The sequence below is a fragment of the Agromyces sp. NPDC055661 genome (genome assembly GCF_053618135.1).
Map to the genome: position 1 here is coordinate 292151 of NZ_JBSHHC010000002.1, position 22751 is coordinate 314901.

A 22751-nucleotide genomic window follows, 5' to 3' on the forward strand; every position below is an offset into this window, starting at 1 on the left:
CCTCCTCGAAGGCGGCGTCCGCCCGTGGCGAGGCCACCAAGTCCGTGCGCGCTGCGCGGGCCTCGGCCGCCTCCACGTCCACCCAGCGCAGCAGGGCGGCCGCGGCCGCCAGCACGAAGCGCCAGACGCAGCGCGTCGCGGCGTCGCTGACCACCGAGACCACGGCCGCCGAGCGCGCGACCCGCAAGCCCGGCGCCGCGAAGGCGGTGCCGCCCACGGCCGACGCGGCGGCGCCCGAGAGCGCCGCCGAGGAGACGACGCGCGAGCGTCCGATCGCCCGGAGCGCCGCGGCCCGCACTGCCGCGGCCGTCGCCGCGGCCGCGATCGCCGATGACGCGATCGCCGAGCCGGCGCCGACCGCGCCGCGCGCTCCCGAGCCCGCGTCGAACGCAGCCGCCGCCGAGGCGCCGGCCGCTCCTGTGGTCGAGCCTGAGCTCGAGGCCGAGCCGGTCGTCGAGGCTGACCCGGTCGTCGAGACGAACGCCGAGAGCGAGGTCACCGCCGAGGCGGGCCCCGTGACCGATGTAGCCGACGAGACGCCGGCGGATCCGGTCGTCACGGATCCGGTCGTCACGGATCCGGTCGTCACGGATCCGGTCGCCGAGGACGCGTCCCTCACCGAGAACCCGCCCGTCACCGAGGACGCGACCCTCGCCGAGCTCGACTCCACCGAGCCCGAGGCCACCGAGTCCGCCGCAATCGCGACCGAGGCCATCGAGCCCGAAACCGAGACCGCCACCGGGAACGTCGTCGCCGCGGCATCCGCTGCCACGCTCACGCTCGACGAGGTGCTCGCCGACGCCGCCGGCGTCGAGGTCGCGGGAGCCGCGCTCGACGGCGACGAGGAATCCGCCGATGCGACGGGCGAGCAGGCCGTGGCCGTGATCGCGGCGCCGCGCAAGCCCGCGCCGCGCAAGAAGCGCACGCTCCGCGTGGCGCGTGTCGCGCCGCCGGCGGACGCACCGCGCGTGCTCGAGATCCAGGGACTCATCAAGCGCTTCGGCGACACCACCGCGGTCGACGGCATCTCGCTCGACGTGCGCACGGGGTCGTTCTACGGCATCGTCGGCCCGAACGGCGCCGGCAAGACCACGACCCTGTCGATGGTGACGGGCCTGCTGCGGCCCGACGCTGGAACCGTGCGGATCCACGGCGTCGACGCGTGGGGCGACCCGCGGGCGGCCAAGCGCCTGACGGGCGCGCTGCCCGACCGGCTCCGCCTCTTCGACCGGCTCACGGGCGCGCAGCTGCTGTACTACTCGGGCGCGCTGCGGGGGCTCGACGACCGCACGGTGCGCGACCGCAGCGCCGACCTCATCGCCGCGTTCGGCCTCGAGGACGCCGTCGACCGCCTCGTCGCCGACTACTCCGCCGGCATGACGAAGAAGGTCGCGCTCGCGTGCGCGATGATCCACGCGCCGAGGCTGCTCGTGCTCGACGAGCCGTTCGAGTCGGTCGACCCGGTGTCGGCCGCGAACCTCACCGACATCCTCGAGCGCTTCGTCGAGGGCGGCGGCACGGTGCTGCTGTCGAGCCACGGCATGGACCTCATCGAGCGCGTGTGCGACTCCGCGGCGATCATCGTCGGCGGTCGGGTGCTCGCATCCGGCACGCTCGACGAGGTGCGCGCCGGGCAGACCCTCGAGGACCGCTTCGTCGAGCTCGCCGGCGGGCGCAAGGCTGCCGAGGGCATGGAGTGGCTGCACAGCTTCTCCGAGTGAGCGCAGCCACGGACGACCACTGAACGTGAGACGACCACTGAACGTGAGAGGGAACGCGGGGTGTTCGCGGGGATGACGCAGGCGACGACGACCGAACGGCCCGCTGCTCCGGTGAAGCCGGTGAAGCAGCGGGGGATGACCGCGCAGTTCCTGCGACTGAAGCTGCGGCTGCTGGGCAACATCTTCCGGCGCAGCCCCTGGCAGGTCGTGGGCATCTCGCTCGGACTCGTGTACGGCGTCGGCCTCGCCACGATCCTGTTCCTCACGCTCCTCGGCCTGCGTTTCGTCGACGACGTCGAGGTGATCCGCGACGTGTTCACGATCGTGGGCGCCGCCGTGGTCGTGGGCTTCGTGATCTTCCCGCTCGCGTTCGGCGTCGACGACACCATGGATCCACGCCGCTTCGCGCTCTTCGGACTGCCCGACCGCACGCTCGCACTCGGCCTCGCGCTGGCCGCCTTCATCGGCATCCCCGCCTTCGTGCTCGCGATCGTGCTCGCCGGCACGGTGGTGACCTGGTCGCGCGGCGTCGGCGAGACGCTCTTCGCCCTCCTCGCCGCACTGCTGGCGCTCGGCACGTGCATCCTGATCGCGCGGGTCACGACCGGCGTGGCATCCGTGCTGCTTGCGACCCGTCGCGCTCGCGAGGTGAGCGGCGTGCTCGGCGTGCTGCTCGTGGTGCTGCTCTCGCCGGTCATCGTCGTGCTCGTCACGCTGGACTGGGCGAACTCGGGGCTGCGAGTGCTCGAGTCGTTCGCCGCCGTCGTGGGCTGGACCCCGCTCGGCGCGGCCTTCGCGGCGCCCGGTGACGCCGCCGCCGGCGACTGGGGTCCCGCGATCCTGAAGTTCCTCATCGCGGCCGCGACGCTCGGCGCCATCTGGCTCGCGTGGCAGGCGCTCGTCGTGAAGATGCTGGTCACGCCCGGTCGCGAGGCATCCGCCCGCAGCTACCGCGGCCTCGGCTGGTTCGACCGGGTGCCCCACACGGCCACCGGCGCCGTCGCCGCGCGCAGCCTCACGTACTGGTTCCGCGACGCACGCTACTGGGTGTCGTTCATCATGGTGCCGATCGTGCCGCTCCTCGTGATCGTGCCGCTCGGCGTCGCCGGCATCCCGCTGCAGTACACGGCGCTCATCCCGGTGCCGCTCATGTGCCTGCTACTCGGCTGGTCGCTGCACAACGACACCGCCTTCGACAGCACGGCCGTGTGGCTGCACACGGTCTCGGGCGTGCGCGGCGCGGCCGACCGCGCCGGGCGGCTCGTGCCCGTGCTCATCGCCGGCGTGATCGTGATCGGGCTCGGCGGGGCGGTCACGGTGTTCGTGCTCGACGACTGGCGGCTGCTTCCGGCGCTCGTCGGCGTGAGCGCGGCCCTGCTCCTCGGCGGACTCGGCGTGAGCTCCATCATCTCGGCCCGGTTCCCGTATCCCGCGGTGAAGCCCGGCGACAGCCCGTTCCAGCAGCCCCAGTCGACCGGGGCCGTCACCGCGCTCGTGCAGTCGTTCACGATGCTCGGCTCGCTGCTCATCGCCGCGCCGGCGGTCGCGTTCGCCGCGCTCGGGCTGCTCGACGACCCCTCGTGGTACATGGCCTCGTTCGCGGCGGGCCTCGGCCTCGGCGTCGTCGTGCTCGCGGCCGGCATCGCCCTCGGCGGGCGCGTGTTCGACCGCCGCGGTCCCGAGATCCTCGCGGCCGCGCTGCGCGCGTAGCAGGCGGGCGGATGCCGCGAGCCGGTCATCCGCGACCGGCCGACCCCGTGGCATCCCCGCGTAGAATCGAGCGCATGATCGATCCCGTACGCGCGAGCATCGCCGACCCCGACGCACCCGGCGGAGGCACCGACGTGCTCGACCGGGAGCTCGAGAAGCTCCTCGAGGAGGAGTCGCTCGACCCGGGCGACCACGATCGCTTCGCGCACTACGTGAAGAAGGAGCAGATCCTCGAGTCGGCCGTCACGGGCAAGCCCGTCAAGGCGCTGTGCGGCAAGAAGTGGACGCCCGGACGCGACCCCGACAAGTTCCCGGTCTGCCCGACGTGCAAGGAGATCTACGAGCGCTTGCGCTCCGAATAGCGCGCAGCGGGCGCGGGCTGCCTAGCGGTAGGTCGTCGGGATCACCGGCTCGCCGCGCCCGAGGCGGAACGCCTCGATCGGCAGCTCCTGCATGACCTCGGCGCGGTGCGCCCGCGCCGCGCGCGTGCCCTCGGGCCCGAGGAAGGCGGGGTCCGCGACGCCGTCCTGCACCAGGTGCACCATGAGGGGGCGCAGTTCGCTGCCGGGCTCGAACTCGGCCTCGCCCTCGGGGCCGTCGCCGACGAACACGAGCTCCTCGCGCGCGGTGCGGGTCGAGTCGAGCCGTCGTGCGGCGTTCTTGCGTCCGCCGACGCTGATCTTGTGCGACGATGCCTTCGCCACGGCGACCCACTCGCCGGCGTCGTCGCGGCGCGCGACGAGCTTGTAGACCATGCCGGCGGCCGGGGAGCCCGAGCCGGTCACGACCGCGGTGCCGACGCCGTAGGAGTCGACGGGCGCGGCCGAGAGCCCGGCGATGGTGAACTCGTCGAGGTCGCTCGTCACGGTGATGCGCGTGTTCACGGCGCCGAGCGTGTCGAGCTGCTCGCGCACGGCGGTGACCACGGTCGGCAGGTCGCCCGAGTCGATGCGCACCGCGCCGAGCTCGGGGCCGGCCACCTGCACCGCGAGCTCGACGCCGCGGGTGATGTCGTACGTGTCGATGAGCAGCGTGGTCTTGGGTCCGAAGGCCTCGACCTGGGCGCGGAACGCGGCCTCCTCGCTGTCGTGCAGCAGCGTGAACGCGTGCGCGGCGGTGCCCATGGTCGGGATGCCCCAGGTGCGGCCCGCCTCGAGGTTCGACGTCGCGTCGAACCCCGAGATGTAGGCGGCCCTGGCCGCGGCGATCGCCGCCGACTCGCTCGTGCGACGCGATCCCATCTCGGCGATCGGACGCCCGAGCGCGACCGAGACCATGCGCGCGGCCGCGCTCGCGACCGACGAGTCGTAGTTGAGCGTGGAGAGCACCACCGTCTCGAGCATGACCGCCTCGGCGAAGCTCGCCTGGATCGTGAGGAGCGGGGAGCCGGGGAAGTACGCCTCGCCCTCGCGGTAGCCCCAGATGTCGCCGCGGAAGCGGTAGTCGGCGAGCCAGTCGAGCGTCTCGGGCCGCACGACCCGGTTCTCGCCGAGCCATTCGAGCTCGGCGTCCTCGAAGCGGAACCGGTCGATGAGCTCGAGCAGCCGTCCGGTGCCGGCGACGACGCCGTATCGTCGCCCGTCGGGCAGGCGCCGGGCGAACGCCTCGAACAGGCTCTCGCGGTGGGCGGTGCCGTCGCGCAGCGCGGCATCCACCATCGTGAGCTCGTATCGGTCGGTGAAGAGCGCAGCTGACCCGGTCACACGGTCAGCCTAGTGGTCAACCTCCGGTTGCCCGACGCGCGCGTGCGAGGCGTGTGCGCCGCCCGCGTCGCACGATTCGGACGGCTCACGGCGATCACGTTTCCGAGCGAGATGAGGCCGAGTCCGACGAGCTGCCACGCGCCGAGCGCCTGCCCGAGCAGCACGAACCCCGCGAGCGCCGCGGCGGCCGGCTGCACGCTCTGGAGCACGCTGAAGAGCTGCTGCGGCAGGCGCCGGAGCACGAGCAGGTCGATCGAGTAGGGGAGCGCCGATGACAGGATGCCGATCGCCAGGCCGATGAGGAGCACGTGCGCGAGCTCCTCGGGGGCGAGGCCCGCGAGCGCCATGACGAGCAGCGGCGAGGTGATGACGGCGGCGAGGAGGCTCGCGAGGGCGGTGCCCTGCACGCCGGGAAGGGACTGGCCCGCACGCTTGCTGAGCACGATGTAGGCCGCCCACGAGGCCGCCGCGACAAGGGCGAGCAGCACGCCGACGAGGTCGATGCCGGGCACGGTGCCGGTGAGCAGGACCACGCCGAGGCCCGCCATGACCCCGCATACGAGGTCGACGCGACGGCGCGAACCGACGAGTGCGAGGGCGAGGGGGCCGAGGAACTCGAGCGTGACCGCCAGTCCCAGGCCGATGCGCTCCACCGCGCCGTAGAGGGCCAGGTTCATGGTCACCAGCACGAGCCCGAGCAGCAGCGCCGGACGGACCGCCCGCCAGCTCAGGTCGCGCAGGCGGGGGCGCGCGACGGCGAGCAGCGCGACCGCGGCGACGGACTGCCGGAGCGCCACCACCCCGCTCGGTCCCACGAGCGGGAAGATGGTGGCGCCCAGTGCCGCGCCGAGCTGCACCGATGCGGCGCCGCCGACGACGGCCGCTGCGGCGATGGGCTCTCGTGACATGTCCTCGACGGTACGCCGGGATTCGTGCGAAGAAAAATGCAATCGGCGATGATTGATACGCTGAGCGCATGGACATCGAGGTTCGCCAACTCCGGGTCCTCGTCGCCGTCGACGAGGAGCGCTCGTTCACGGCGGCTGCCGATCGGCTCCGGATGTCGCAGGCCGCCGTCTCGCGGTCATTGGCGGCGCTCGAGCACGAGCTGGGTGCGCGGCTCATGCACCGCACCACCCGGCGCGTGGAGCCCACCGACGCCGGTGCGTCGTTCGCGGCCACGGCACGACGCGTGCTCGCCGAGCTCGATCGCGCCGTCGCCGAGGCGCGGGGCGAGCGCTCGGTGATCCGCGTCGGCTACCAGTGGGCCGCCCTCGGGGCGCACACGACGCCCGTGCTGCGCGCCTGGAACCGCTCGCACGCCGACGCCCCCATGCGGCTCGTGCGGCTCAACCGCCGCGACGGCGGACTCGACGACGGACTCGTCGACGTCGCCGTGCTCCGCCACGGCGTCGACCCCGAGCTGGACTCCGAGCTCGTGGGCACCGAGCGGCGCGTCGTCGCCCTGCCGTTCGATCACCCGCTCGCCGAGCGCGCGTCGGTCGGCCTCGCCGACCTCGTGCCGTTCCTCGTCGCGGGCGACCGGAACACCGGCACGACGTCGACCGAGCTCTGGACGTCGGTGGGACTCCCCGCCCCGTCGATGACGCAGACGGGCGACGTGGAGGAGTGGCTCGACCTCATCGCGGCGGGCGACGCGATCGGCGTGACCGCGGAGGGCACCGTGCACCACTACCCGCGCCCGGGCGTCGTGTTCGTGCCGATCGACGACGCGCCGCCGATCGAGGTGCACCTGGCGTGGCACCGGCGGCACCGGCATCCGTTCGCCTCGCGCGTGGCCCGCGCCATTCGAACCGCCTACGAGGAGGAGGCGCTCGCCACGCTCCGGGGGGCTCGGGAAACCGGCGGCAGCCCGGCCGACGCGACCTCGGCGCTCGCCTAAGCTTGGATGTCGTGACGGACGCACCGATCGGCATCTTCGACTCCGGTGTCGGCGGCCTCACGGTCGCCCGTGCTGTGAAGGACCAGCTGCCGAACGAGTCGATCCTCTACATCGGCGACCTCGAGCACTCGCCCTACGGCCCGAAGAAGATCGCCGATGTGCGCGGCTACGCGCTCGCGGTGCTCGACGACCTCGTGCTGCAGGGCGTGAAGATGCTCGTGATCGCCTGCAACACCGCGTCGTCGGCGATGCTCCGGGACGCGCGCGAGCGCTATGACGTGCCGGTGGTCGAGGTGATCCAGCCGGCCGTGCGCCGCGCCGTCGCCACCACGCGCAACGGCCGCGTCGGCGTGATCGGCACCGTGGGCACCGTGCAGTCGCGCGCCTACGACGACGCGTTCGCCGCCGCGCCGCACCTCGAGCTGTTCTCGCGGGCGTGTCCGCGCTTCGTGGAGTTCGTCGAGGCGGGCATCACCAGCGGGCCCGAACTGCTGTCGGTCGCCGAGGAGTACCTCGCGCCGCTGCGGGAGGCGGACGTCGACACGCTCGTGCTCGGCTGCACGCACTACCCGTTCCTCAAGGGCGCGATCTCGTACGTCATGGGGGAGCAGGTGGCGCTCGTGTCGAGCGACGTCGAGACCGCCAACGACGTGTACCGGGTGCTCGTCTCCAACGGCATGGAGCGCACGTCGCCGACGCAGCCCAGCTACCGCTACGAGGCCACGGGGGAGTCGACGAGCGCCTTCCTCGACCTCGCCCACCGCCTCATCGCCCCCGAGATCCCGAGCGTCGAGCTCGTGCAGACGGGCGTGATCACCCTTCCCCAGCAGCCGTCGAGCCGCTGAGCGACGCCGTTCCACCCCGCAGTCCGACTTCCATCTTCGACCCACACTTCGACCCCGCACTTCGACAGGAGAACGCATGACCGAGGCATCCGACCCGAGCACGACGAGCGGCACGGCGAACGTGGTGCGGGCCGACGGCCGCGCCCCCGACGAGCTGCGCCCCGTGACCATCGAGCGCGGCTGGAGCACCCACGCCGAGGGCAGCGCGCTCATCTCGTTCGGCGGCACGAAGGTGCTGTGCACGGCGTCGTTCACGAACGGCGTGCCGCGCTGGATGACCGGCAAGGGCCGCGGCTGGGTCACCGCCGAGTACGCGATGCTGCCCCGCTCGACGAACACCCGCAACGACCGCGAGTCCGTCAAGGGCCGCATCGGCGGCCGCACGCACGAGATCAGCCGCCTCATCGGACGCAGCCTGCGCGCCGTCGTCGACACCAAGGGCCTCGGCGAGAACACCATCCAGCTCGACTGCGACGTGCTGCAGGCCGACGGCGGCACGCGCACCGCCGCCATCACGGGCGCCTACATCGCGCTCGCCGACGCGATCGAATGGGCGCGCGAGCGGAAGTTCATCGGCCAGCGCGCGAAGCCGCTGATCGACACGGTGTCTGCCGTCTCCGTGGGCATCATCGACGGAACGCCGATGCTCGACCTCGCCTACGTCGAGGACGTGCGCGCCGAGACCGACATGAACGTCGTCGCCACCGGCCGGGGCCTCTTCGTCGAGGTGCAGGGCACCGCAGAGGGCGCGCCGTTCGACCGCCGCGAGCTCGACTCGCTGCTCGACCTCGCGCTGGCGGGCACCACGGAGCTCACCCGCCTGCAGCAGGCGGCGCTCGCGGCATCCGTCGAGCAGGCCGGCGCATGAGCCTCGAGTTCGTGCTCGCGAGCCACAACGCGAAGAAGGTGCGCGAGTTCCAGCGCATCATCGGCGAGCGGATGCCGCAGGCCGTCGTGCACGAGTACGACGGTCCCGAGCCCGTGGAGGACGGCGTCACCTTCGCCGAGAACGCCCTCATCAAGGCGCGCCGCGCCGCGGAGCACACCGGGCGCATCGCGCTCGCCGACGACTCGGGCATCGTGGTCGACGTGCTCGGCGCCGCGCCCGGCATCCTCTCCGCGCGCTGGGCGGGTCACACCGCCGGCGACGAGGCGAACGTGCGCCTGCTGCTCGACCAGGTCTCGGACATCTCCCGCCCGCACCGCGGCGCGGAGTTCCGCTGCACGATCGCGCTCGTGGTGCCGCCGACGCTGCTCGACGGCGGCCACGAGTACGTCGCCGAGGGCCATTGGCGCGGCACGCTCGCGTACGAGCCGCGCGGATCGAACGGCTTCGGCTACGACCCGATCTTCGAGCCCGAGGGCCTCGAGGTGACGGCGGCCGAGCTGCAGCCCGCGGAGAAGGACGCGCGGAGCCACCGCGCCCGCGCATTCGCCGAGCTACTGCCCGAACTCGAGCGGATCGCTGCGCTGCTGCCCGCCTGAGAACGCGTCTCATTCCCATCACGGGCCGGTCGCGGCGTCCGCGCCTACGCTGGAGGGGATGGCACACTCGCACACCCATGAGGTCCCCTCGCACCGCGGTCGCATCGTGGTGGCGATGGCGATCATCGGCGCGTTCCTGGTGGTGCAGGTCGTCGGCGGCATCCTGAGCGGCTCGCTGGCACTGCTCGCCGACGCGGGGCACATGGCGAGCGACCTCATCGGCCTCGTCGTCGCGCTCGTGGCGGCGATCGTCGCGGCGCGGCCCGCGACCGACCGGCAGACCTACGGGTACCGGCGGGCGGAGGTGCTCGGGGCGCTCGTGAACGGCGTCATCCTGCTCGTCGTGTCGGTGTCGGTGGCCGTCTCGGCGATCGGACGGTTGATGAGCGGCGCCGAGGGCGAGGCGCACGAGGTGCAGGGCGTGCCGATGCTCGTCATCGCGGTCATCGGCCTCCTCGCGAACGTCGCGGCCATGCTCGTGCTGCGCAGCGGCGCGAAGGAGTCGATCAACATGCGCGGCGCCTACCTCGAGGTGCTCGGCGACCTCATCGGGTCGGGGCTCGTGATCATCGCCGCCCTCGTGATCGTCACGACGGGCTTCGACGCGGCCGACCCCATCGCGTCGCTCCTCATCGCCGTGCTCATCGTGCCGCGGGCGCTCTCGCTCCTGCGCGACGTCATGCACGTGCTCTTCGAGTCGGCGCCCGCCGACACCGACGTGGCCGAGATCCGCGAGCACCTGCTCGGCACGGCGGGCGTCGTCGCCGTGCACGACGTGCACGTGTGGCAGATCACCTCGGGGTCGCCGGTGTTCAGCGCGCACGTCGAGGTCGAGCCCGAGGTCTTCGAGTCGGGGCGCGCGGGCGAGCTCCTCGACGAGCTGGGCGGATGCCTCGCCGAGCACTTCGACGTCGCGCACTCCACGTTCCAGCTCGAGCCGGCCGGCCGTGCCGAGCAGGAGCAGCCGCAGCATCCGTAGCGGATGCCGCGACGGTCGCGCTCCGACGCAGCCGCAGGCGCCCAGCTCAGACCGCGAGCAGCCTCGCGAAGTAGGCCCGGATGTCGCCGATCAGCTCCTCCGGCGCCTCCATGGCCGGGAAGTGGCCGCCGCGGCGGTGCTCGCGCCAGAATGCGAGGTGCCCGTCGGGGTTGAGGATGCGCTCCATGAGCGGCTCCTCGCCGAACGCGGCCATGCCCTGCGGACGGTCGTGCTGACGGCCCCACGCGGCCTGGGCGTGCGCGGCCTCGTAGAGCAGGTTCGCGGCGCCGTCGCCGCCGCGGCCGAACCAGGTCACGGTGACGAGGGTGAGCAGCGCGTCGAGGTCGACCGCGTCCTCGGGCAGGTCAGCCTGCGGGTCGGTCCACTCCTGGAACTTCTCGACGATCCACGTCGCCTGCGCGATGGGGGAGTCGGTGAGCCCGTAGGCGATGCTGAGCGGTCGCGTCGTCTGCAGCGCGAGATACCCGAAGTCCTCGGCGCGCGCGTCCTTCAGGCGCTGGTGGCGCTCGCGCTCGTCGTCGGTGAGGTGGTCGGTGGGCGGCGTGTACGCGGTGGCGATCGCACCGGGATCGGTCGCCGCGATCGAGCCCAGCACGCGGTCGCCCGCGTCGAGGCAGAGCTGCTCGCTGACGCCGGCGCCGACGTCCTCGCCGAACACCGCGTAGCGGTCGTAGCCGAGCGCCTGCATGAGCTCGTCGAAGGCCCTCGCCGTGCGCGCGATGTCCCAGCCGTGGCTCGTGAGCGGGGTCGAGAACCCGAACCCCGGCATCGACGGGGCGACGACGTGGAAGGCGGGCGTTGCGGCATCCTCTGCACCGCCCAGCCCCGGCTCGGCGAGCAGCGGCGCGATGCCCGCGAACTCGACGAAGCACGACGGATAGCCGTGCAGGAGCAGCAGCGGCACGGCCCCGTCGTCGCCGGAGCGCACGTGCAGCCCGTGGATCGGCTGGCCGTCGACCTCCGTGAGGAACTGGGGGAGCCGGTTGAGCCGCGCCTCCTCGGCCCGCCAGTCGTATCCCTCGAGCCAGTAGCGGGTAAGGCGCTGTGCGTACGGCACCGGCGTTCCGCGTGCCCAGTCCTCGGTGAGGGCGGCAGGCCAGCGCGTTCGCGCGAGCCGATCCCGCAGGTCGGCGAGCTCCTCGTCGGGGATCGCGATCGTGTACGGCCGGATGTCCATGGCGTGGGTCCTCTCGATGGTGCGATCGCGGGCGGCGTCGTGCCCCGTTCCCTGCGTCGACGCGTCGAGTGAAGCGGATGCCGCGGGCGCCGTCTTGAACCGGAGCGACACGTGTGCGCGGTGCGCCGCCGCGCCTACACCGGCTCGTCGCGACGCTGCGACTCCGCGGGCGTGTAGCCCGTGAGCCGCTTCACGTCGCGGGTGAGGTGCGACTGGTCGGCGTAGCCCAGCGCGTACGCGACATCCGCGATCGCCTCGCCGGTGCGGAGTCGGGCGGCCGCCTCCCTGGCGCGGACGATCTGCCGGACCTGGCCGAGGCTCCGCCCCGTGATGCGGGTGAAGTGGCGCTCGACCGTGCGCGCCGAGGCCGCCGGTTCGTCGCCGTGGAGGGCCGCCTCGATGAGCTCGTCGTGCGCGAGCAGCCCGGCGTCGTCGAAGGTCGCGAGCAGCCCATCGACGTCGTCGAAGTCGGGCACGGGCCAGGTGCGGCCCGCGAGCTCGAAGTGCTCGTCGTCGGGCATCGGCAGCGGCACCGTGCGATCGCACATCGAGTGCGGATCGACGTGCGTGAAGTACGTCCCCTGCATGAACCGGACGCCGACGTTGCGGTTGCCGGCCCGGTAGGGCACGACCGTCGGTCGCGACGACGGGCCGCTCAGCAGCACGCGCGACCCGTGGGGCATTCGCGTGAAGATCATGTCCCAGCAGGCGTCGGCCGCGGCGAGGTAGGTTCCGTCGGTCGTGTCGACGGTGTGCCAGAGCACGTCGACGAACCGGGACGATGAGGCTTTCTCCTCGTAGAGGAAGCTCATGCGGCCGAGTGTAGTCCCGGCCTCCGACAGCCTGCAGGGGCCATCCGTGCCGCTAGCGTCGGGGGATGGAATCCTTCACGATCGCCGTCCCCTCCGAGGTGCTCGACGACCTGCGGTCACGCCTCACGCGTACGCGCTACACCACGCCGAGCGCGCGGGGGTGGGAGGCCGGCACGGACCCGGCCTACCTCCGCTCGCTCGTCGAGTACTGGGCGGTCGAATTCGACTGGCGCGCCGCCGAGGCCAGGCTGAACGCCTATCCGCAGTTCCTCGATCGAGGACAGCACTTCGTGCACCTGCGCCGTGACGCGAGTCGGCCGCCGGTGCTGCTCGCACACGGGTGGCCGAGCAGCTTCCTCGAGATGCTGCCGCTCGCCGACCTGCTCGACGTCGACGTCGTGATCCCGTCGCTGCCGGGATTCCTGTTCTCCGAGCTCGTCGACGGCCCGCTCACCCGCGCCGCCATCGCCGAGACGTTCCACACGCTCATGACCGAGACCCTCGGCTACGAGCGGTACTTCCTCTTCGGCGGTGACATCGGCGGCGCGGCATCCGGATGGCTTGCGACGATGCACCCCGAGGAGGTCGCCGGGCTGCACGTGATCCACGGGCCGTTCCCGGCGAACTTCGACGCGAGCCCCATCACCCCGGAGGAGCAGGCGTTCCTCGATGGCGAGGAGGCGCGTGACGAGGTGGACTCGGGGTACAGCTGGATCATGGGCACGCGCCCCGACACCATCGCGGCCGCCCTCGCCGACTCGCCGGCGGGCCTCGCGGCGTGGATCATCGACAAGCTCGACGCCTGGATCGATCCGGCGGGCGACCTCGAGAGCCGCTTCGACAAGGACACCCTGTGCACCGTGCTCACCCTGTACTGGGTCACCGAGTCGATCGGGACGTCGTTCCGCCAGTACCTCGACTGGCCGAAGAACGGACCGCGCCCGACGATCACCGTGCCCGTCGCCGTCACTCGAAGCCACGAAGCCGGCATGGAACTGTTCCCCCGCTCGATCGCCGAGCGCGCGGCGACGGACATCCGCCAGTACTCGACGCCCGATCGCGGCGGTCATTTCCTCGCATTCGAGGAGCCGCGGCTGATCGCCGACGAGCTCGGCGCGTTCATGCGCGCGGTCGGCTAGCGGGAACCGCCGGACGCGGCGTCGTCGCGCCGGCAGGGGGCGGCCCGCGCTGCAGGGAACGCGCTCAGCGCTCCTCGGGACCGCGCTCGAAGACCTCGGGGTCGAGCACGAGGTGCTCCGCCTCCTCGTGGTCGGTCACGACGTCTTCGCCCGCCTCGGCCGCCCGCTTCGCCTTGTGCGACGACTGGAAGTAGTGCCACAGGGTCGGGATGAGCGTGAGCACCACCGCGCCGATGAGGATGACGTCGATGTACTCCTGGACGAACTCGGCCACGGGCGGGATGTAGCCGATGAGGTAGCCGAAGTACGTGAGCCCGACGCCCCAGATGATGGCGCCGATGAAGTTGTAGAGCGTGTACTTCTTGTAGTTCATGTGGCCGACGCCGGCGGCGACCGGCGCGAAGGTGCGCACGATCGGAACGAAGCGGGCCAGGATGATGGCGAGCGCGCCGAAGCGCTCGAAGAACGCGTTGGTGCGTTCGACGTTCTTCACGCTGAAGAGCCCGGACTCCTTGCGTTCGAAGACGCTGGGGCCGAACTTGTGCCCGATGAGGTAGCCCACCTCGCCGCCGAGGAACGCCGCCAGGCCGATCGCCAGGCACACCCACCAGATGTCGACGCCGAAGACGAGGGACGTGTGCGTGAGCAGCCCCGAGATGACGAGCAGCGTGTCGCCGGGGAGCAGGAAGCCGACGAGCAGGCCCGTCTCGGCGAACACGATGAGGCACACCACCACGAGCGCCCAGGGTCCTGCCGCGGCGATGATCGTCTCGGGGTCGAGCCACGGGATGAGGGCGGTATGGATCATGTGCTGGGCTCCAGTCGTCGGACACGGCGGATCGCCGGGTCAACAGGCGGCGTGGTGTCGTTGCAGTCTACCCAGCGGATGCCGCGGCCGACTGGGATCCCGCCGGGAAATCATCCGAGCGGATGAGCCGGCACGAGCTCAGGCGTCGAGCGCCTCGAAGATCGCGCTGTTCATGCGGAACGACGTGCGCACCTCGGCGATGAGCACGTCGACCTCGGCGGGCTGGAGCGCGAGCGCGTTCATCGCCTCGCGGTAGCCGCGCTTGTAGCGCACCACGCCGTCGTCGGCGACGTCGAACCGGTAGAACCCGAGCTGCTCGGGCGTTGCGCCGTAGTGCCGGGCGACGAGCGACGCGATCGCCTGGCCGCCCGACAGGTCGCCGAGGTACCGCGCGTAGTGGTGCGCGAGGTAGCGCACGTCGTCGTCGGCGACGTCGCGCAGGTGGGCCGCGTACTCGGCCGTCTCCGGCAGGGGCGGGTGCGCGTCACGCCAGTCGGATGCCCCGAGCGCGGCCAGGTCGGCGTCGATCGCCGCCATGCGCGCCAGCTCGGGATCGAACACGACGGGATCGCCCGGGCGGCTGCCGCGCTCCTCGAGGGCCTCGTACACCCACGCGAGCTGCGCGAGGTAGCGCGTGTAGTCGGCGAGCGAAAGCCGGCCGCCCATGAGCGCCGTGATGAAGCCGCGGGACTCGGCGGCACGGTGGTCGTCGGCGGAGGCCGCGCGCACGAGCCCGGCGATGTCGAGGGGCTCGGTCGGCGTTGTCACGGTCGGCGTTGTCACGGTCGGCGTTGTCACGGTCGGCGTTGTCACGGTCGGCGTTGTCACGGTCGAGGTGGGCTCGGTCGAGGTGGGCGCGGCGGGCGGGGGAGCGATCGTCATGTCGAGCCTTCGTTCTGGCCACTCGGGCGGAAGTGGCGGAAGTTAGGTAAGCATTACCTCACCCAGCGTAGGGCTCGGGCGCGAACGAGGGAAGGGTCGCCCCTGTCGGAGGTCGTCGGTAACGTCGCGCGCATGCGGCACGGCTTCATCTTCACCGGCACCGATCCCGAGCTCGCGGTCGAGCTCGCACCCCTCGCCGAGGCGTCAGGGTGGGACGCGTTCTTCGTCTGGGAGGGCATCTGGGCGACCGACCCCTGGGCGGTGCTCGCGGCGTGCGCGGTCGTGACCGAGCGCATCCGGCTCGGCACCATGCTCACGCCCGTGCCGCGCCGCCGCCCGTGGGAGCTCGCCGGCCAGACGATGACCGTCGACCGGCTCTCGAAGGGGCGCGTCATCCTCTCGGCCGGGCTCGGCGTGCCTGAAGACGTCGAGCAGCGGTTCTGGATCTTCGAGGACGACCCGGGCCGACGCGAGCGCGCCGAGCTGCTCGACGAGGGGCTCGAGCTCATGGAGCACCTCTGGCAGGGTGAGCCGTTCACGTACGAGGGCGACCACTTCCACGCGAAGCGCACCGAGACCATGCTGCCGCCGAAGATCGTGCAGGAGCCGCGCATCACCACGTGGGTGGTCGGCGTCTGGCCGCGCATGAAGTCCATGCGGCGCGTGGCGCGCTACGACGGCTGGATCCCGAACTACGCGCCGCCGGGCGCTGCCGGCATCGACCCCGACGAGCAGCAGCGCACGTACACGCCCGAGATCGCCGCCGAGGCCGTCGCGTGGATCCGCGCCGAGCGCGAGCGCGTCGGTCTCCCCGATCGGCCGTTCGACGTCGTGCAGGAGGGCACGACCGGCGGCGTCGACCCCGATGCGGATGCCGCGCGCGTCCGCCCCTGGGCCGAGGCGGGCGCCACGTGGTGGCTCGAGTCCGACTGGCAGGTGCCCGCCGAGCGCGTCGCCGAGTACGCACGCGAACGGCTGCGCGCGGGTCCGCCGCGGGTCGACTGACGCCCCTAGGCTGTGCGCATGACGCGCCTCCGCACCGAGCGCGGCCTCGACCGGCTGGTGAACTTCTCCGACGCGACCGTTGCGATCGCGATCACCGTGCTCCTGCTGCCGCTCGTCGACATCGCCCTCGAGATCGAGAAGCTCTCGCTCGGTGACCTGTTCGCGCGAAATCTCGGCACGATCATCGCGTTCGCCATCACGTTCGCCGTGATCGCACGACTCTGGTTCTCGCACCATCGCCTGTTCGAGGCGGCGATCGACTACGACAGCGGCATGATCTGGGTCAACTTCCTCTGGCTCGCGAGCATCGTCGTGATGCCGTTCACGGCGAACGTGCTGGCTCACTCCGATGCCGCCGACCCCGGCGTCAACGCCCTCTACATCGGCACGGTGCTCTCGTCGAGCGTGGCGTTGCTGTGGCTGGTCCTGCACCTGCGGCGGCATCCGGCTCTGACGTCGCCCGGAGCATCGCAGCTGCTGCACTTCCAGGACTCCGTGCTGACCGTCGTCGCGTTCGCGGTGGCGCTCGTGCTCAGCGTGGTGTTCCCCGAGGTGGGGATGTTCTGGCTCCTCCTGCTCATTCCGGCCAATGTGCTGGGTGGCGTGCTGCACCGCCGTGCAGCGCGCGAAGACGCGCCCGCTTCGCCCTAGCGCAGCCGGTACTCCACCTCGGGCCGGCCCGGCGCGCCGTAGCGGCTCGCCCGCTCGACGACCCCGCTGTCGGCGAGGTGCTCGAGGTACCGCCGCGCGGTGACCCGCGACAAGTCGAGCGCGCCGGCGAGCTCCGTCGCCGAGACCGCGCTCGCCGGTGCGGCTCTCACCGCCGCTCGCACGCGGTCGAGTGTCTCGCGCGTGAGCCCCTTGGGCAGGTCGCCGCCCGAGCTCGTGCGCAGCGCCGCGAACGACGCGTCGACCTCCTGCTGGTCGGTGACCACGGCCGTGCCGACGCGCGCGTGGTAGTCGCGATATGCCGTGAGCTTCTCGGCGAACGCGGCGAAGCCGAACGGCTTGATGAGGTACTGCACGATGCCGAGCGACACGGCCGAGCGCACCACGGCGGCGTCGCGCACGGCGGTCACCGCGATGACGTCGGTCTCGATGCCGGCGGCGCGCAGCGACCGGCAGAGCTCGATCCCCGTCGTGTCGGGGAGGTTCACGTCGAGGAGGATGAGGTCGAACGGCGCGGCGCGACCCTCGCGAGCGTCGCGCAGCATCCTGATCGCCTCGTGCCCCGTGTGCGCGACGCCCGCCGTGCGGAAGCCGTCGACCCGCTCGACGTACGCCGCGTGCGCCTCGGCGGTGATGGGGTCGTCCTCCACGACGAGGACGCGCAGCGATGGGCCGGCCCGGCCGGTCGGCTCAGCCATCGGTCGTCGCCTCCGCGGCGGCCGGCGGGGACGCGGATGCCGCGTCGGTTGCCGGCGCGCCCGCGATGGGCAGCGTCACCGCGAAGCGCGAGCCCGTCACGTGGATGCGCCCGCCGAGGCGCGTGACCGCCTGGCGCACGAGCGCGAGCCCGATGCCGTGTCCGGCGGCGCGCTTCGTGGTGACGCCGAGGTCGAACACCTGGTCGTCGTCGCGCGGTCCGGGCCCGCTGTCGGCGACCGCGATGCGCAGCTCGTCGCCCTCGGCCCGCACCGAGACCTCGACCCGGGGCGAGGGCGTGACGGATGCCGCGTCGAGCGCGTTGTCGATGAGGTTGCCGACGATCGCGATGAGGTCGCGCGCCGGCACCGAGGTGGCTTCGAGCCGGTCGGGGAGATCGAGCTCGAAGGCGATCCCGCGCTCGGACGCCTGCGCCGCCTTGCCGAGGAGCAGCGCGAGCAGCACGGGCTCCTCGACGGCCGAGAGCAGCCGGTCGGCGAGAGCTTGGCTGAGGGCGAGCTCGGATGTCGCGAGCTCCGCGGCATCCTGCGCCCGGTCGAGCTCGATGAGCGCGATGATGGTGTGCAGCCGGTTCGCGAACTCGTGCGCCTGCGAGCGCAGCGCGTCGGAGAGGGTCGTCATGGTGGCGAGTTCGCCGGTGAGCTCCTGCAGTTCGGTGTGGTCGCGGATCGTCGTGACCGATCCGATGCGTCCGGCGCCGGTGCGCTCGCGCCCGCGGTCCCGGTTCCGGTCGCGACCACGCTCACGGGAGACGATGACGTCGCGGTCGATCACGAGCACGTGCGTCGGCGTGATGGCGATCTCGTCGACCACCGCGTCGGTGCGACCGAGCACCTCGGCGACCGCCGGGGGCAGGTCGAACCGGTCGAGCGGCGTCGGCTCGTCGCGCCCGCGCTCGCGGCGGGGGAGGCCGAGCAGCTCCGCGGCGCGGTCGTTGTAGAGCACCACGGCGCCCGAGCGGTCCTGCAGCACGAGGCCCTCGCCGATGGAGTGCAGCACACCCTCGTAGTAGGCGAACATGCGGCTCATCTCCTCGGCGCCGCGACCCCACGTGACGCGCCGGAGGTAGCGGCTGAGGAGCCAGGCGCCGACGGCGCCGATCGCGATCATGGCGAGGGCGGCGAGGATGACGGTCGCGATGCGGCCGCCGAGGGCGACCTGGGTGTTCGACACCGTGACGCCCGCGGCGACGAGCGCGATCACGTCGCCGGCGTCGTCGTCGACGGGGACGACGGCCCGCACCGACGGACCGAGCGTGCCCGTGTACGTCTCGGTGAAGGCCTCGCCCGCGAGGGCGCGGTCGATGTTGCCGAGGAACTTCTGGCCGATCCGGGCGGGATCTCGATGCGTGTACCGGGTGCGGTCGGGCGCCATGATCGTCACGAAGTCGACTCCGGCCTCGGTCATGACGTCCTCGGCGTACGGCTGCAGTCGCGACGACGGGTCGCCCGTGCCGAGCGCGGTGCGCACGAACGGATCCGACGCGAGCGTCTCGGCGACGGCCATGCTCTTCGCGGCCGCGTCCCGTTCGACGTCGGCGCGGGCGTCCGCCCAGATCCACACGACGGCGATCGTCGCGAGCGCCACGATCATGACCAGTTGCAGGACGAAGAGCTTCGTGGCGATGCTCCAGCCCCGGATCCATCGCGTCATCGTGTCACCTCGCTCCGTCGCTGCATTCAGCCTAGGCAGCGTCGCGAGCGCGCGGTGCGAACACTATGAACACAACGCGAGCGCGGGGCATCCGCCGTCTCATGCTTGCCCGATACCGACCCCATCGTCGACCGGCCCGCACCGTCGACCGGCGATGAACCGACACGGAAGGCAGACGGCAATGGCGCTCCAGTCTCGAACCCCGGGCACGAAGTCCCGGCGCAGGATCGACTCCTCGCACTACCTCTACATCGCGGTGATCGGCGCGGTGCTCGCGGGCATCACGGTGGGCCTCGCCGCACCCGAGTTCGCGGTGGGCCTGAAGCCCATCGGCGACGCGTTCGTGCTGCTCATCAAGATGATGATCGCCCCGATCATCTTCTGCACGATCGTGCTCGGCGTCGGCTCGATCGCGAAGGCGGCCACCGTCGGCAAAGTCGGCGGCCTGGCGCTGCTGTACTTCGTCGTCATGTCGACGTTCGCACTCGGCATCGGCCTCGTGGTGGGCAACCTCATCCACCCGGGCGAGGGCCTCGACATCTCGGGCGCCACCTACGACGCCGGCACGACCGAGGCGAAGACGACGCAGGAGTTCGTGCTCGGCATCATCCCGACGTCGCTGCTCTCGGCGCTCGTGGACGGCAACATCCTGCAGGTGCTCTTCGTGGCGCTGCTCGTGGGCTTCGCGCTGCAGAAGATGGGTCCGAAGGGCACGCCGATCCTCGGCGCGATCCGCCAGATCCAGGGGCTCGTGTTCCGCATCCTCGCGATGATCATGTGGATCGCGCCCATCGGCGCGTTCGGCGCGATCGCCGCCGTGGTCGGCGCGACGGGCGTCGGCGCCATCTTCGCGCTCGGCACGCTCATGGTCGCGTTCTACATCACCTGCATCCTCTTCATCGTGGTGGTGCTCGGGTCGCTGCTCTGGGCCGTCACGCGGGTCAGCATCTTCAAGGTCATGAAGTACCTCGGCCGCGAGTACCTGCTCATCGTCTCGACGTCGTCGAGCGAGGTCGTGCTGCCGCGCCTCATCGCCAAGATGGAGCACGCGGGCGTGTCGAAGCCGGTGGCGGGCATCACCATCCCGACGGGCTACTCGTTCAACCTCGACGGCACCGCGATCTACCTGACCATGGCGTCGCTGTTCATCGCGAGCGCCATGGGCACGCCGCTCTCGCTCGGCGAGCAGGTCGGACTGCTCCTGTTCATGATGGTCGCCTCGAAGGGCGCGGCCGGCGTCACCGGCGCGGGCCTCGCGACCCTCGCGGGCGGACTGCAGGCGCATCGGCCCGACCTCGTCGACGGCGTCGGCGTCATCGTCGGCATCGACCGGTTCATGTCGGAGGCGCGGGCGCTCACCAACTTCACGGGCAACGCCGTTGCGACCCTGCTCGTCGGCACCTGGACGAAGCAGCTGGACCGCGAGCAGCTGCGGCACGTGCTGGCGGGCGAGCGCCCGTTCGACGAGGCCACGATGAGCGTCGACGACCACCTGTCGCCCGACGAGCGGGCGGAGGTCGAGCGCGAGGCGGGCCACGAGGTCGACCCGGCGCATGAGGGCCGCCCCTCCACCGCCGCGATCGCCGCGATCGTGGGCGACCTCGACGAGGAGAAGGCCGGGCAGGGCCGTGGGCGCTGAGTCGCCGACGTCGTCGACGTCGACGGGGACCGTCACGGCCTCGGGCGTCGAGGCGGGCACCGCATCGGCGGTGCCCGCCGGGCTCGCCCGCTCGTGGCTCCTCGTGCCGGGCTCGGCGTCCGACTTCGAGCGCCGCGTCGCGGCATCCGTCGCCGACGTCGTCGTGGTCGACCTCGAGGACGGCGTCGCGCCCGACGACAAGGGCCGCGCTCGGCGGGCGCTCGCCGCGGCCGCCGACGCCGGCCTGCGGCCGTGGGTGCGCATCGGCGACGCGGCCTCCGACGAGTGGCGCGCCGACGTCGCCCTGCTGCACGGGCGCGATCTCGTGGCGGGCGTCGTGCTCGCCAAGGTCGAGGCGCGCGAGCACGTGCGGCGCACGGTGGACGCCCTCGACGGCGGGCTGCCGATCGTCGCGCTGCTCGAGAGCGCACGCGGCGTCGAGGCCGCGCTCGAGCTCGCCGAGGCGCCCGGCGTCGTGCGGCTCGCGTTCGGCAGCGGCGACTTCCGGCGCGACACGGGCGCGGCCGACGATCCGCTCGCGCTGCTCTATGCGCGCTCGCGGCTCGTGTCGGCGAGTCGTGCCGCGGGCCTGCCGGGCCCCGTCGACGGACCGACGGTGCCGCGCGGTGCCGACCTGCTCACCACGGCGTCGCGGCACGCGGCATCCCTCGGCATGACCGGTCGGCTCTGCCTGCGCGAGGAGCAGATCGTCGCCGTCAACGCCGCGCTGAGCCCGACCGGTGAGGAACTCGCGTGGGCGGATGACGTGCTCGCCACGCTCGAGCGGTGCGGGATCCGCGACGGCAGCGACCTGCCGCGCATCGCGCGGGCGCGGGCCGTCCGCGACGCCGCCTCGACGTTCGGCATCGAGGCGGATGCCGCACCGCCCAGGTCGGACTACGCCGACTGAGCGGTGCGGCTCCGGCCACCGCGGGATGGCCCGCGTGCGGCGTTCAGCCCAGGAGCGACCCCCGCAGGGCACGTGCCTGCATCCGCCAGAACTCCCGCGAGATGCCGGCTGTCCGCAGGATCGCGTCGAACCCGTGGAACGCGCCGTCGTCGACGACGAGCTCGCACGGCACGCCCGCCTCGCCCAGTCGAGCGGCGTACCGCACGTCCTCGTCGTGGAAGAGGTCGTTGGACCCGACGCCGACCCAGGCGGGCGGCAGCCCCGAGAGGTCGTCCCGCCGCGCCGGAGCGGCGTACGGCGACACCTCGGCCGACCCCGGCTCGCCGCCCAGGTACGCGGTCCAGGCGAACCGGTTGCTCCTGGGCGTCCAGCCGCGCACGCCGGGCACCACGTGGTCGTCGCGCACCACGGTGCGATCGTCGAGCATCGGGTAGACGAGCAGCTGGAACGCGGGGCGCACCTCGCCGCGGTCGTGCGCGAGCAGGGCGAGCGCCGCGGCGAGGCCGCCGCCCGCGGACGCTCGGCCGATCGCGATCCGCGTGGGGTCGACGCCCAGGGCCTCCGCGTCGCCGGCGACCGCACGGAGGGCCGCATACGCGTCCTCGAGCCCGGCGGGCGACGGATGCTCCGGGGCGAGCCGGTACCGCACCGCGAACACGGGGATCCCGAGCTCCCTGGCGAAGCCGATGCTCGACTGCTCGTCCTGCTCGGGCGTGCCGAGGAGGAAGCCGCCGCCGTGGATCCAGAGGAGCGCCGGCGTGGTCCCGGTGCGCCCGACGGGGTCGTACCTCCTGATGCGCACGTCGGGGGCGCCCGGCGATCCGGGCACCGTGAGCTCGTCGATCCGCACATCGTCGGGAGCCGGACGCACCCGCGGCACCTGCCGCATGAGCGGCAGCAGCCGGGGCGTCACCGAGAGCTTCGGGATGAAGCGCGCGACCGCCAGGTCGCGGTGGAACGTGGGCACGGGCTG

Annotated in this window: 22 protein-coding genes; 13 read left to right on the top strand and 9 right to left on the bottom strand. The window is 72.3% G+C overall.

Annotation, left to right across the window (positions count from 1 at the left end; translation table 11 throughout):
- Nucleotides 1–44 precede the first annotated feature (44 nt).
- From ACWGO8_RS14920 to ACWGO8_RS14930, 3 genes are all read left to right on the top strand, one after another.
- On the top strand, nt 45–1721 hold the full coding sequence (locus ACWGO8_RS14920) for an ATP-binding cassette domain-containing protein (RefSeq protein WP_452043817.1): 1677 nt from the start codon (nt 45–47) through the stop codon (nt 1719–1721).
- A gap of 135 nt (nt 1722–1856) precedes the next feature.
- Nucleotides 1857–3431 (top strand): hypothetical protein, encoded by a 1575-nt coding sequence (locus ACWGO8_RS14925; protein ID WP_452043818.1) that lies wholly within the window; start codon nt 1857–1859, stop codon nt 3429–3431.
- A gap of 74 nt (nt 3432–3505) precedes the next feature.
- Nucleotides 3506–3793 (top strand): DUF3039 domain-containing protein, encoded by a 288-nt coding sequence (locus ACWGO8_RS14930; protein WP_376955424.1) that lies wholly within the window; start codon nt 3506–3508, stop codon nt 3791–3793.
- Nucleotides 3794–3814: 21 nt separating this feature from the next.
- Here ACWGO8_RS14930 and ACWGO8_RS14935 read toward each other — a convergent pair whose 3' ends face one another.
- Together ACWGO8_RS14935 and ACWGO8_RS14940 are read right to left on the bottom strand one after the other, a co-directional pair.
- Complete coding sequence (locus ACWGO8_RS14935; protein WP_452043819.1) at nt 3815–5134, bottom strand: nicotinate phosphoribosyltransferase; 1320 nt, start codon at nt 5132–5134, stop codon at nt 3815–3817.
- On the bottom strand, nt 5131–6042 hold the full coding sequence (locus ACWGO8_RS14940; protein WP_452043820.1) for an EamA family transporter: 912 nt from the start codon (nt 6040–6042) through the stop codon (nt 5131–5133). Before ACWGO8_RS14940 ends, ACWGO8_RS14935 begins: the two co-directional genes overlap by 4 nt.
- 68 nt (nt 6043–6110) lie before the next feature.
- On the opposite strand from ACWGO8_RS14940, the gene ACWGO8_RS14945 reads away from it, so the two are divergent.
- The 5 genes from ACWGO8_RS14945 (at nt 6111) to ACWGO8_RS14965 (ending at nt 10346) form a co-directional block, all read left to right on the top strand.
- Complete coding sequence (locus tag ACWGO8_RS14945) at nt 6111–7037, top strand: LysR family transcriptional regulator (RefSeq protein ID WP_452043821.1); 927 nt, start codon at nt 6111–6113, stop codon at nt 7035–7037.
- An 11-nt stretch (nt 7038–7048) separates the two neighbouring features.
- Nucleotides 7049–7882 (top strand): glutamate racemase, encoded by an 834-nt coding sequence (murI, locus tag ACWGO8_RS14950; RefSeq protein ID WP_452043822.1) that lies wholly within the window; start codon nt 7049–7051, stop codon nt 7880–7882.
- Nucleotides 7883–7958: 76 nt separating this feature from the next.
- Nucleotides 7959–8750, top strand: a complete 792-nt coding sequence (gene rph, locus ACWGO8_RS14955; protein WP_376955418.1) for a ribonuclease PH — start codon at nt 7959–7961, stop codon at nt 8748–8750.
- A complete protein-coding gene (rdgB, locus tag ACWGO8_RS14960; RefSeq protein ID WP_452043823.1) occupies nt 8747–9367 on the top strand; it encodes an RdgB/HAM1 family non-canonical purine NTP pyrophosphatase in 621 nt (206 codons plus the stop codon). The genes rph and rdgB overlap by 4 nt, the downstream gene beginning before the upstream one ends.
- Before the next feature lie 58 nt (nt 9368–9425).
- Complete coding sequence (locus ACWGO8_RS14965) at nt 9426–10346, top strand: cation diffusion facilitator family transporter (RefSeq protein WP_376955410.1); 921 nt, start codon at nt 9426–9428, stop codon at nt 10344–10346.
- A 46-nt stretch (nt 10347–10392) separates the two neighbouring features.
- On the opposite strand, the gene ACWGO8_RS14970 is transcribed toward ACWGO8_RS14965, so the two are convergent.
- Nucleotides 10393–11655: an epoxide hydrolase family protein gene (locus ACWGO8_RS14970; RefSeq protein WP_452043824.1), complete on the bottom strand. Its 1263-nt coding sequence runs from the start codon at nt 11653–11655 to the stop codon at nt 10393–10395.
- Between the two features lie 23 nt (nt 11656–11678).
- A complete protein-coding gene (locus ACWGO8_RS14975; protein WP_452043825.1) occupies nt 11679–12356 on the bottom strand; it encodes a helix-turn-helix domain-containing protein in 678 nt (225 codons plus the stop codon).
- A 65-nt stretch (nt 12357–12421) separates the two neighbouring features.
- Between ACWGO8_RS14975 and ACWGO8_RS14980 the strand changes: the two genes are divergently transcribed.
- Complete coding sequence (locus tag ACWGO8_RS14980) at nt 12422–13495, top strand: epoxide hydrolase family protein (RefSeq protein WP_452043826.1); 1074 nt, start codon at nt 12422–12424, stop codon at nt 13493–13495.
- A gap of 64 nt (nt 13496–13559) precedes the next feature.
- On the opposite strand, the gene ACWGO8_RS14985 is transcribed toward ACWGO8_RS14980, so the two are convergent.
- Together ACWGO8_RS14985 and ACWGO8_RS14990 are read right to left on the bottom strand one after the other, a co-directional pair.
- Complete coding sequence (locus tag ACWGO8_RS14985; protein ID WP_452043827.1) at nt 13560–14303, bottom strand: DedA family protein; 744 nt, start codon at nt 14301–14303, stop codon at nt 13560–13562.
- A gap of 138 nt (nt 14304–14441) precedes the next feature.
- The gene (locus tag ACWGO8_RS14990) at nt 14442–15185 is read right to left on the bottom strand and encodes a biliverdin-producing heme oxygenase (protein WP_452043828.1); all 744 of its coding nucleotides are present in this window, start codon (nt 15183–15185) and stop codon (nt 14442–14444) included.
- Nucleotides 15186–15317: 132 nt separating this feature from the next.
- Between ACWGO8_RS14990 and ACWGO8_RS14995 the strand changes: the two genes are divergently transcribed.
- Together ACWGO8_RS14995 and ACWGO8_RS15000 are read left to right on the top strand one after the other, a co-directional pair.
- A complete protein-coding gene (locus tag ACWGO8_RS14995; protein WP_452043829.1) occupies nt 15318–16190 on the top strand; it encodes an LLM class flavin-dependent oxidoreductase in 873 nt (290 codons plus the stop codon).
- A gap of 18 nt (nt 16191–16208) precedes the next feature.
- Nucleotides 16209–16841: a TMEM175 family protein gene (locus ACWGO8_RS15000; protein ID WP_452043830.1), complete on the top strand. Its 633-nt coding sequence runs from the start codon at nt 16209–16211 to the stop codon at nt 16839–16841.
- On the opposite strand, the gene ACWGO8_RS15005 is transcribed toward ACWGO8_RS15000, so the two are convergent.
- Nucleotides 16838–17557 (bottom strand): response regulator, encoded by a 720-nt coding sequence (locus ACWGO8_RS15005; protein WP_452043831.1) that lies wholly within the window; start codon nt 17555–17557, stop codon nt 16838–16840. The genes ACWGO8_RS15000 and ACWGO8_RS15005 overlap by 4 nt on opposite strands.
- A complete protein-coding gene (locus tag ACWGO8_RS15010; protein ID WP_452043832.1) occupies nt 17550–19229 on the bottom strand; it encodes a sensor histidine kinase in 1680 nt (559 codons plus the stop codon). Before ACWGO8_RS15010 ends, ACWGO8_RS15005 begins: the two co-directional genes overlap by 8 nt.
- A gap of 181 nt (nt 19230–19410) precedes the next feature.
- On the opposite strand from ACWGO8_RS15010, the gene ACWGO8_RS15015 reads away from it, so the two are divergent.
- Together ACWGO8_RS15015 and ACWGO8_RS15020 are read left to right on the top strand one after the other, a co-directional pair.
- Nucleotides 19411–20868: a cation:dicarboxylate symporter family transporter gene (locus ACWGO8_RS15015; protein ID WP_452043833.1), complete on the top strand. Its 1458-nt coding sequence runs from the start codon at nt 19411–19413 to the stop codon at nt 20866–20868.
- Nucleotides 20858–21778, top strand: coding sequence for an HpcH/HpaI aldolase/citrate lyase family protein (locus ACWGO8_RS15020; RefSeq protein WP_452043834.1), 921 nt, complete (start codon nt 20858–20860; stop codon nt 21776–21778). Before ACWGO8_RS15015 ends, ACWGO8_RS15020 begins: the two co-directional genes overlap by 11 nt.
- 43 nt (nt 21779–21821) lie before the next feature.
- Here the strand turns inward: ACWGO8_RS15020 and ACWGO8_RS15025 are convergent, their stop codons facing one another.
- Nucleotides 21822–22745, bottom strand: coding sequence for an alpha/beta hydrolase (locus tag ACWGO8_RS15025; RefSeq protein WP_452043835.1), 924 nt, complete (start codon nt 22743–22745; stop codon nt 21822–21824).
- Nucleotides 22746–22751: the final 6 nt, after the last annotated feature.

What these genes read in the sequence shown, in the direction of transcription:
- ACWGO8_RS14925 (WP_452043818.1), top strand. Translation starts at nt 1,857, where the DNA reads ATGACCGCGCAGTTCCTGCGACTGAAGCTGCGGCTGCTGGGCAACATC.
- ACWGO8_RS14930 (WP_376955424.1), top strand. Translation starts at nt 3,506, where the DNA reads ATGATCGATCCCGTACGCGCGAGCATCGCCGACCCCGACGCACCCGGC.
- ACWGO8_RS14940 (WP_452043820.1), bottom strand. Translation starts at nt 6,042, where the DNA reads ATGTCACGAGAGCCCATCGCCGCAGCGGCCGTCGTCGGCGGCGCCGCA.
- ACWGO8_RS14945 (WP_452043821.1), top strand. Translation starts at nt 6,111, where the DNA reads ATGGACATCGAGGTTCGCCAACTCCGGGTCCTCGTCGCCGTCGACGAG.
- rph (WP_376955418.1), top strand. Translation starts at nt 7,959, where the DNA reads ATGACCGAGGCATCCGACCCGAGCACGACGAGCGGCACGGCGAACGTG.
- rdgB (WP_452043823.1), top strand. Translation starts at nt 8,747, where the DNA reads ATGAGCCTCGAGTTCGTGCTCGCGAGCCACAACGCGAAGAAGGTGCGC.
- ACWGO8_RS14965 (WP_376955410.1), top strand. Translation starts at nt 9,426, where the DNA reads ATGGCACACTCGCACACCCATGAGGTCCCCTCGCACCGCGGTCGCATC.
- ACWGO8_RS14975 (WP_452043825.1), bottom strand. Translation starts at nt 12,356, where the DNA reads ATGAGCTTCCTCTACGAGGAGAAAGCCTCATCGTCCCGGTTCGTCGAC.
- ACWGO8_RS14980 (WP_452043826.1), top strand. Translation starts at nt 12,422, where the DNA reads ATGGAATCCTTCACGATCGCCGTCCCCTCCGAGGTGCTCGACGACCTG.
- ACWGO8_RS14985 (WP_452043827.1), bottom strand. Translation starts at nt 14,303, where the DNA reads ATGATCCATACCGCCCTCATCCCGTGGCTCGACCCCGAGACGATCATC.
- ACWGO8_RS14990 (WP_452043828.1), bottom strand. Translation starts at nt 15,185, where the DNA reads ATGACGATCGCTCCCCCGCCCGCCGCGCCCACCTCGACCGAGCCCACC.
- ACWGO8_RS14995 (WP_452043829.1), top strand. Translation starts at nt 15,318, where the DNA reads ATGCGGCACGGCTTCATCTTCACCGGCACCGATCCCGAGCTCGCGGTC.
- ACWGO8_RS15000 (WP_452043830.1), top strand. Translation starts at nt 16,209, where the DNA reads ATGACGCGCCTCCGCACCGAGCGCGGCCTCGACCGGCTGGTGAACTTC.
- ACWGO8_RS15005 (WP_452043831.1), bottom strand. Translation starts at nt 17,557, where the DNA reads ATGGCTGAGCCGACCGGCCGGGCCGGCCCATCGCTGCGCGTCCTCGTC.
- ACWGO8_RS15010 (WP_452043832.1), bottom strand. Translation starts at nt 19,229, where the DNA reads ATGACGCGATGGATCCGGGGCTGGAGCATCGCCACGAAGCTCTTCGTC.
- ACWGO8_RS15015 (WP_452043833.1), top strand. Translation starts at nt 19,411, where the DNA reads ATGGCGCTCCAGTCTCGAACCCCGGGCACGAAGTCCCGGCGCAGGATC.